This is a genomic window from Streptomyces viridochromogenes DSM 40736, from assembly GCF_000158955.1.
Lineage (GTDB): Bacteria > Actinomycetota > Actinomycetes > Streptomycetales > Streptomycetaceae > Streptomyces > Streptomyces venetus.
The window spans coordinates 1,780,109-1,789,091 of record NZ_GG657757.1 but is presented as its reverse complement, the minus strand read 5'-3'; the positions used below and the strand labels follow the sequence as shown (position 1 = coordinate 1,789,091).

At 71.2% G+C, this 8,983-nt stretch carries 5 protein-coding genes and 1 pseudogene; 3 read left to right on the top strand and 3 right to left on the bottom strand.

What is annotated here, in order from left to right; all coding sequences use genetic code 11:
• A pseudogene (locus tag SSQG_RS07775) lies at positions 1-564 on the bottom strand (hypothetical protein); the annotation flags it as partial.
• Positions 565-826: 262 nt separating this feature from the next.
• Here SSQG_RS07775 and SSQG_RS07770 point away from each other — a divergent pair.
• Positions 827-3,625, top strand: coding sequence for a penicillin acylase family protein (locus SSQG_RS07770; protein ID WP_003989179.1), 2,799 nt, complete (start codon positions 827-829; stop codon positions 3,623-3,625).
• 19 nt (positions 3,626-3,644) lie between these two features.
• Here the strand turns inward: SSQG_RS07770 and SSQG_RS07765 are convergent, their stop codons facing one another.
• Both SSQG_RS07765 and SSQG_RS07760 read right to left on the bottom strand, forming a co-directional pair.
• On the bottom strand, positions 3,645-4,961 hold the full coding sequence (locus SSQG_RS07765; RefSeq protein WP_003989177.1) for a hypothetical protein: 1,317 nt from the start codon (positions 4,959-4,961) through the stop codon (positions 3,645-3,647).
• A gap of 107 nt (positions 4,962-5,068) precedes the next feature.
• Positions 5,069-6,304 (bottom strand): exo-beta-N-acetylmuramidase NamZ family protein, encoded by a 1,236-nt coding sequence (locus SSQG_RS07760; protein WP_003989176.1) that lies wholly within the window; start codon positions 6,302-6,304, stop codon positions 5,069-5,071.
• Positions 6,305-6,524: 220 nt separating this feature from the next.
• On the opposite strand from SSQG_RS07760, the gene SSQG_RS07755 reads away from it, so the two are divergent.
• Together SSQG_RS07755 and SSQG_RS07750 are read left to right on the top strand one after the other, a co-directional pair.
• Entirely contained in the window at positions 6,525-7,298 is a 774-nt protein-coding gene (locus SSQG_RS07755; protein ID WP_003989175.1) for an SDR family oxidoreductase, read from the top strand.
• Entirely contained in the window at positions 7,295-8,959 is a 1,665-nt protein-coding gene (locus SSQG_RS07750; RefSeq protein ID WP_003989174.1) for a class I adenylate-forming enzyme family protein, read from the top strand. Before SSQG_RS07755 ends, SSQG_RS07750 begins: the two co-directional genes overlap by 4 nt.
• Positions 8,960-8,983: the final 24 nt, after the last annotated feature.

Below are 8,983 nucleotides of genomic sequence, written 5' to 3'. Positions count from 1 at the left end.
AGGGCTCCGGGCGTGAGCACGGGACGCGGTACCAGGATCCCGCAGTCCGTGCAGACCGGGCCGGTCGAGGGTTCGTGGTCCCAGGTCGTGCTTCCAGACGAGCCGCTCCCCGCCACACACCGGGCATTCCGCGCCCGGCTCGCGCTCCAGCGCCGCGATCAGCCGGCGCAGCACCTCGGCCAGCGGTTCACGGGGATGGACCGTCGGATCGTCGCACCACGCCACACCGAACCCGCCCCAGGTCAGCCGGTGCCAGTCGTCCACGCTGCCCGGCCTGCGCAGTCCGTCGTGCTTCTCCTTCTTGCGACGCTCGGCGAACTCGACCTCGTAGGCCAGCCAGACCGCCCGCGCCTCCTCCAGCTCGTCCAGTGCGGCCACGAGCCGCGCTGGATCGGGGGACCGGTCCTCGGGACCGAACCCTGCCCGGGAGCACAAGTGGTCCCAGGTCGCCCTGTGCCCGTAAGGGGCGAACCTCTCAAGGCACTTGCGCAGCGAATAGCGCCGCAATGCCAGATCGCACCGCGGATCGCGGACCTGTCTCGCCAGACTCCGGAAACCGGCCATCGTCCTGCACCTCCGTCACACCTGCACCTGTAATCCGGTCACTTCGGCGTCGTCGTACGGACGTCGCCGAATAGACGTATCGACAAGCGAATCGGCTCCATCTGATTTCAAATGGCCTCCATAAGCCGTCCGAAGAGGCTCGCCGGTCGACTGCCGTGGTCCGTGTGCCTGTTGTGCTGACTCCAAAAAGTGACGCCTGTTCATCTTCAATCCGGGTGATACCGGCGGTAACATCCGGCCACCCCCACGGGAGGAGCCCCCCATGCCACGGCGTCACCCACACACCGTTCTCGACAGAATGAGAACTCCCCGCGGAATCCACGGGTTCCTGAAGACCGCATCGATATGCGCGCTGATGGTCGGCCTTTTGTCGCCACTCTCGCAGGCGGCGGCCTCCGAGACGGCGAACACGCAGGCCACGGCGGTCGCGAACGACTACTGCGGCAACCAGTGTTCGGACATCCTCCCGCCCGGCCAGAACGGCAACGCCACACTCGCCCAAATCCTCCTGAACCAGGCATTCGGGACCCAGCCCGAACACGCCGAGGACCAGCTCGGGCCCTACGCCGGCCTCGCCAAGGGGTACTCCGGCCTCACCAACGACAAGATCAACACCTTCTTCAACGACGCCTCCTTCGGGGTCCCCGCCGACCAGGTCGCCTCCACCCTCAAGCCCGCCGGGCGCAGTGACGTGACGATCGTCCGGGACAAGAAGGCCGGTGTGCCGCACATCACCGGCACCACCAGGTACGGCACGGAGTTCGGAGCCGGCTACGCGGCGGCCCAGGACCGGCTGTGGCTCATGGACGTCTTCCGGCACGTCGGACGCGGTCAGCTGACCTCCTTCGCCGGCGGCGCGCCCGCCAACCAGGGGCTGGAACAGCAGTTCTGGCGCCATGCCCCGTACTCCGAGGCCGACCTCCAGGCGCAGATCGACAACGCCGTCGCCACCAACGGCGAACGCGGCAAGCAGGCCCTCGCCGACTCCAAGGCCTACCTCGACGGCATCAACGCCTACATCGACGCCTCCGACAGTGGCCGATACTTCCCCGGCGAGTACGTCCTCACCGGACACAAGGACTCCGTCACCAACGCCGGCACCATCGAGCACTTCAAGATCACCGACATGGTCGCGCTGGGCTCCGTCATCGGCGCGCTGTTCGGCTCCGGCGGTGGCGGCGAGGTCAACAACGCGCTCTCCCTGCTCGCCGCCCAGGAGAAGTACGGCGCGGTCGAAGGCACCAAGGTCTGGGAGTCCTTCCGGATGCGCAACGACCCGGAGGCCGTCCTCACGGTCCAGGACGGCGGCTTCCCGTACGCGACCAAACCGGACGCCCCCCAGGGCACCGCCGTCCCCGACGCCGGCTCGGTCGCGCCCGAGCCGCTCGTCTACGACCGCACGGGCAGCGCCGCCTCCGCCGGCGCCACCGGCGCGTCCGGTGAGGCGACCAGAACGGCCGTGTCGTCCGCGAGGCGCGGCATGTCCAACGCCCTCGTGGTCAGCGGCGAGCACACCGCCAGCGGCCACCCCGTCGCCGTGTTCGGCCCGCAGACCGGCTACTTCGCCCCGCAGCTGCTGCTGCTCCAAGAGCTCCAGGGGCCGGGCATCAGCGCCCGCGGCGCCTCCTTCGCGGGCCTGAGCATGTACGTCGAACTCGGCCGCGGCCAGGACTACGCGTGGAGCGCCACGACCTCCGGCCAGGACATCATCGACACCTACGCCGTCGAACTGTGCCAGGACGACTACCACTACCTGTACCGCGGCACCTGCACGCCGATGGAGAAGATCGAGCAGAAGAACGCCTGGAAGCCGACCACCGCCGACGGCACCGCGGCCGGCTCGTACACGATGCGCGTCTGGCGCACGAAGTACGGACCCGTCGAGTCCCGCGCCACGGTCGGCGGCAAGAAGGTCGCCTACACCTCCCTGCGCTCGTCCTTCATGCACGAGGCCGACTCCATCATCGGCTTCCAGATGCTGAACGACCCCGGCTACGTCAAGGGCCCGGAGTCCTTCCAGCAGGCGACGCAGCACATCAACTACACGTTCAACTGGTTCTACGCCGACTCCGAGCACACCGCCTACTACAACAGCGGCGACAACCCCGTGCGCGCGAACGGCGTCGACGCCGAGTTCCCGGTGTGGGCGCGGCCCGCCTACGAGTGGCGGGGCTGGGACCCGGCGACCAACACGGCCGACTACACACCGCCCTCCGCCCACCCCAACTCCATCGACCAGGACTACTACGTCTCCTGGAACAACAAGCAGGCCAAGGACTACACGACCGCGCCCTGGGGCAACGGCTCCGTGCACCGTGGCAACCTCCTCGAGGACCGGGTGAAGAAGCTGGTCCAGCAGGGCGGGGTGACCCGGGCCGCGCTGGTGCGGGCCATGGCGGACGCGGCCCTCGCCGACCTGCGCGCCGAGGACGTCCTGCCCAAGCTGCTGAAGGTGATCAACAGCGCGCCGGTCACCGACTCCACCGCGGCGGCGGCCGTGAGCAAGCTCCAGGCCTGGGTGACGGCCGGCGGCAAACGCACGGAGACCTCCGCCGGCTCCAAGAAGTACGCCGACGCCGACGCGATCCGCGTCCTGGACGCCTGGTGGCCGCTGCTGGTCGAGGCCGAGTTCGAACCGGGCCTCGGCAGCGAGCTCTACGAGGCCATGACCGCCAACCTCCCCGTCGACGAGTCCCCGTCGGCCGCACACGGCCCCAACGGCGCGCACGCCGGAAGCTCCTTCCAGTACGGCTGGTGGAGCTATGTCGACAAGGACATCCGGGCCGTGCTCGGTGAGCAGGTGCGGGGACCGCTGGCCCGCGCGTACTGCGGCGCCGGCAGCCTCGGCGCCTGCCGGGACAGCCTCATCAGCACCCTGAAGCAGGCGGCCGGCAGGACCGCGGCCCAGGTCTACCCCGGCGACGACGTGTGCTCGGCGGGCGACCAGTGGTGCGCCGACTCGATCAACCACCGCACTCTCGGCGGCATCAAGCACGGCAAGATCAGCTGGCAGAACCGGCCGACCTACCAGCAGGTCGTGGAGTTCACCTCGCACCGGTGACACACGGGCCGGCGGCGGGTCAGCGGATGCGGCCCGCCGCCAGCACCAGCCGGGCCAGCTCCTCGTGCAGGATGTCGCTGTGCGCCCCGGCAGGCGGTCCGCCGCGTCTGACCACGGCCGCCGCGTCGACGTTCACGCACCCCGAGGCGGGCAGCTCCGCCCGCAGGGCCTCGGCGAGCGTGTACGCGCGCGTGCCCGGCACGGCCTGGATCCCGCCGTGCCCCAGCGCTCCCCACTTGGCACCCAGGGCCCGCCCGATGTCCGGTCCGGAGACCGACCGGCTGTCGCCCGCCATGCGCGAGGCCAGCGGGTACAGCGTGCCGAGGGCCGAGTCGTGCCGGGAGTGGCAGCACACCAGGGGGCCGTCGACGCGGTTCTGCTGTCCCTGGAGCACCCCTCCCGCGCGGGCGTCGTGCGGCAGCCGGGCCGCGAACGCGTAGTGCGAGAACGCCCCTTGGAGCAGCGTCACCGACTTCACCGTGCGCACGCCCTCGGGCAGGCCGCGCAGCGCGAACGACACCAGCCGCGCGCCGAAGCTGTGCCCGACGAGGTGCACACGCACTCCCGGCGCCGCCTTCGCGAGCTGCCCGACCACCCGGCCGAGACCACGCTCACCGACGGTTCCCGCCCGCCGTTTCATCGCGTAGTACGTGGCCTGCCGCAGCAGTTCGTGCGCCCCGTCCCAGGGGTTCGGAAGCCGGAACCCGCGCCGCGCCCCGGACGCCTCCAGTTCCGCGAGCGCACGCGCGAACTCCTCGCAGGCGGCCGCCGCGGACCCGGCGACCATCTCCGGCTCGCTCTGCGGCACGCCCTCCGCCACCGTGTCCGCCGCGAACAGCGACTGCGGCCCCGGCGCCACCACCTCCACCAGCAGCCGCACCCGCCGCCCGAACTCCTCCAGCTCGGCCTCCTCCGGCGGCTGCTGCTCCAGCAGCCGCGCGATCTGGTCGACCAGGACCGCCCGGCCCGGGAAGGTCTCCAGCAGTGCGTGCCGGGTGTCCTTGTCGAGCGCCGGGCGCGGGGGTGTCTCGGCCGCCACCGCCCGGGGCAGGTCCGGGATCGGTTCGTCGGAGAACCGCATCGCCGGCCACAGCACCCCGACGTACCCGATCCGGGCCGCCGGGGCCAGCCGCGGAACGGGCGCGAAGAAGCGGTCGTAGAGGCGGGTCGCGCTCGAACGGTCGTTGTTCCAGCCGTGCGCGAAGACGACCAGGTCGCGCACCTTCCGTTCGGTCACCCCGGCGAGCAGCCGGTCGCGCCGGCGGCCCGCCGGGTCCCCGTCCGCGTCGAAGGCCAGCTCCCAGTAGGGAGTCGCACTCATCGCCGGATCCGCCATGACAGGCCCCCTCGTCCCCCGGGTGACGCCGCGATGTGGGCGTATCGTCCTGCCAACGGACGCGAATGGCCATACGTCACGGACCTATTGGGCGGGCGGGTGCGCGCTCAGCGGTAGAGCAGGTACGCCCGCCGCGTCTTTCGGAACGCGGCCAGCTCCCGCTGCCAGTCCGCCACGATCTCGTCGGTGTCCGCGCCCGCGTCGATCATCGTGCGCACGCGCGTGGAACCGGTGAGCTTGTCGATCCAGTTGTCGGGGCGCCAGGCGAAACCGCTCCAGACCTTCTTCGCGGTCACGAGCAGGGCGATTCCCGTCCGTACGGCGTCGAACGCCTCCCGGTCGTGCACATGGATCTGCACTCCGCCGATCGTCTTGCCCTGGAACTTCGAGAAGGTGGGCGCGAAGTACGCCTCCCTGAACCGCACGCCGGGCAGAGCGAGTTCGTTCGCCGCGGCGGCCCAGCGCCCGTCGATCCCCTCCGCCCCCAGCAGCTCGAACGGCCGGGTCGTGCCGCGCCCCTCCGACAGGTTCGTGCCCTCGAACAGACACGTCCCCGCGTACACCAGCGCCGTCTCCGGCGTCGGCATGTTGGGGCTCGGCGGCACCCAGGGCAGCCCGGAGGCGTCGTAGAACTCCGACCGCTTCCAGCCCGACATCGTCACCGTCTCCAGCGGTACGGGGTCCGTGAGGAACTCGCCGTTGAACAGTCGCGCCAGTTCGGCGACGGTCATCCCGTGGGCCTGGGAGACGGGCTGCCGCCCGACGAACGTGGCGAACTCCCTGTGCAGCACCGGCCCCGACGCCGCGCGGCCGGTCACCGGGTTGGGCCGGTCCAGGACCACGAACCGCTTGCCGGCGAGCTGCGCGGCCTCCATGCAGTCGTACAGCGTCCAGATGTACGTGTAGAAGCGCGCGCCGACGTCCTGGATGTCGAAGACGACCGTGTCCACGCCGGACGCGGTGAAGACGTCGGCGAGTGCCCGGCCGCTCTTGAGGTACGTGTCGTAGACGGGCAGGCCGGTCGCCGGGTCGTCGTAGCGGCCCTCGGAGCCGCCGGCCTGGGCAGTGCCGCGGAAGCCGTGCTCGGGGCCGAAGACGGCGGTGAGGTCGACGCGGGGGTCGGGGTGCATGACGTCGACGATGTGGCGGGCCTCGCGGGTGATGCCGGTGGGGTTGGTGACGATGCCGATCTTCTGGTCGTCGAGCAGGGCGTAGCCGGTGTCTGCCAGTCTTTCGAAGCCGGTGCGCGGTTGCCTGCGGCGCTGGGCGGCGGATGCGGTGGACGTGGCTGATACGGCTGCCGCCGCGGCGGTTGTGAGTACGGCTCGTCTCGAAGGGCGCATGCGGTGACCTCCTTGAGCGGGGATGGTCGGCATGGGCACGGTATGCGCTCCCGCGTATTGTGGGGAGGCTGCGGGCCGGCTGTGGTCGATCGCGCCCACCCGGCGGAGCCGCATATGGGTACAGCCCCGCGCCCCTGTCGGGGCGTCGTCGATACCCCTTCCCTGGCACATACCGACCGGTTAGTCTGGCGCCATTGCTGAGCCGCGACTGAGGAGACCGATGGTGGGAGCCTTTCAAGGGGCCGGGGTGGTTGTCACGGGGGCCGGTGGCGGGATCGGGGCCGCGCTCGCCCGGCGCTTCGCCGCCGAAGGGGCCCGGGTCGTGGTCAACGATCTGGACGCCGAGCGGGCCAAGCACATCGCGGACGAGGTCGGGGGCGTCGCCGTGCCCGGTGATGCCTCGGGCATCGTCGGTGACGCCCGGGACGCGCTCGGCGGGACCGTCGACGTGTACTGCGCCAACGCCGGTGTGGCCGCCGACGGCATCGAGCCCGGCCGGCCCCTGGACGAGAAGGCGTGGGCCCTCTCCTGGGACGTGAACGTCATGGCCCATGTGCGGGCCGCGCAGGAACTGCTGCCCGCCTGGCTGGAGCGCGGCAGCGGCCGGTTCGTCTCCACCGTCTCCGCCGCCGGGCTGCTCACCATGATCGGCGCCGCGCCCTACGCCGTCACCAAGCACGGCGCCCTCGCCTTCGCCGAGTGGCTGTCGCTGACGTACCGGCACCGGGGTGTGAAGGTCCACGCCATCTGCCCGCAGGGCGTGCGCACCGACATGCTCGCCGCCACCGGCAGCGCGGGCGACCTGGTGCTGCAGCCGACCGCGATCGAACCGGAGGCGGTGGCGGACGCCCTGGTGAAGGGCGTCGAGGAGGACCGCTTCCTGATCCTGCCGCACCCGGAGGTCGCCGCGTACCACCAGGCCCGGGCCGGTGACCCCGACCGGTGGCTGACCGGCATGAACCGTATCCAGCAGCAGTGGGAGGAGAACCGGTGACCGAGTCCCGTTACGCGGCCAAGCCCTGGCTGGGGCTGCTGAACGACGCCCAGAAAGCCGCGATCAGCCCCGCCGGCTCCCTGGTGCACGCCCTGCGCCGGGCCGTGGCCGAGACACCGGACAGCGACTTCCTGGCCTACTTCGACGGCCGGCTCACCTACCGGGACGTCGACGAGCTCAGCGACTCCGTCGCCGGGCATCTGACGGCACGCGGTCTGGAGCGCGGCGACCGGGTCGCGGTCCTGCTGCAGAACTCCCCGCACTTCGTGCTCGCCGTGCTCGGCGCCTGGAAGGCGGGCGCGGTCGTCGTGCCCGTCAACCCGATGTACAAGTCGGGCGAGGTGGCCCACGTCCTGCGGGACGGCGAGGTGGCCGCGCTGATCTGCGCGGACCGGGCCTGGGAGTCGTACCTGCGCGAGACGGCCGCCGACTCGCCCGTACGGATCGTGCTCACCGCGTGCGAGCTGGACTTCCAGACCCGGGGCGACGCGCGCGTGCTGACCTTCGAGCGGCTGCCGCAGGCCCAGGACGCCGACGATCTGGTGGCCGTGGCGGGCGCGGGGAACAAGGCGCCCGAGGGCCGCGAGCCCGGCCCCTCGGACATCGCGCTGATCAGCTACACCTCCGGCACGAGCGGCACACCCAAGGGCGCCACCAACACGCACGGCAACATCATGTACAACGCCGTGCGGCAGCGGACCGGTCTGGGGCTGCCCGAGCGGCCCGTCTACTTCGCGATGGCGCCGCTGTTCCACATCACCGGCATGGTCTGCCAGTTCGGCGCCTGTCTGGACAGCGGGGGCACGCTCGTGCTGGCCTACCGCTTCGAGGCGGGCGTGGTGCTCGACGCGTTCAGCGAACACCGGCCGCACTACACCGTCGGCCCGTCCACGGCCTTCATGGCACTGGCCGCCCACCCCTCCGTCACCCGCGACCACTTCTCCTCCTTCCGGGTGATCTCCTCCGGCGGCGCCCCGCTGCCGCCCGCGCTGGTGGAGAAGTTCCGGGCGGGCTTCGGGCCGTACATCCGCAACGGCTACGGGCTGACCGAGTGCACCGCGCCCTGCGCCTCCGTGCCGCCCGGTCTGGAGGCGCCCGTCGACCCGGTCTCCGGGACCCTCGCCGTGGGCCTGCCCGGCCCCGACACGGTCGTACGGATCGTCGACGACAACGGCGCCGAGGTGCCGTTCGGCGAGCAGGGCGAGATCGTCGTACGGGGACCGCAGGTGGTGCCCGGCTACTGGCGCCGCCCCGACGCCACCGCCGAGACCTTCGCCGACGCCGAACTGCGCACCGGCGACATCGGCTTCATGGACGAGCAGGGCTGGCTGTACGTCGTCGACCGCAAGAAGGACATGATCAACGCGTCCGGCTTCAAGGTGTGGCCGCGCGAGGTCGAGGACGTCCTCTACACGCACCCGGCGGTGCGCGAGGCCGCCGTCGTCGGCGTGCCCGACGGGTACCGCGGGGAGACCGTCAAGGCGTACATCAGCCTGCGTCCGGACGCCGAGACGGACCCGGATGCGCTCGCCGCCTACTGCAAGGAGAGACTGGCCGCCTACAAGTACCCGCGCCAGGTGGAGATCCTGCCGGACTTGCCGAAGACGGCCAGTGGGAAGATCCTCCGTCGGGAACTGCGTTCCCGTACGCACGGCAACTGACAGCAGAACGGAAAGGCAGGTGGC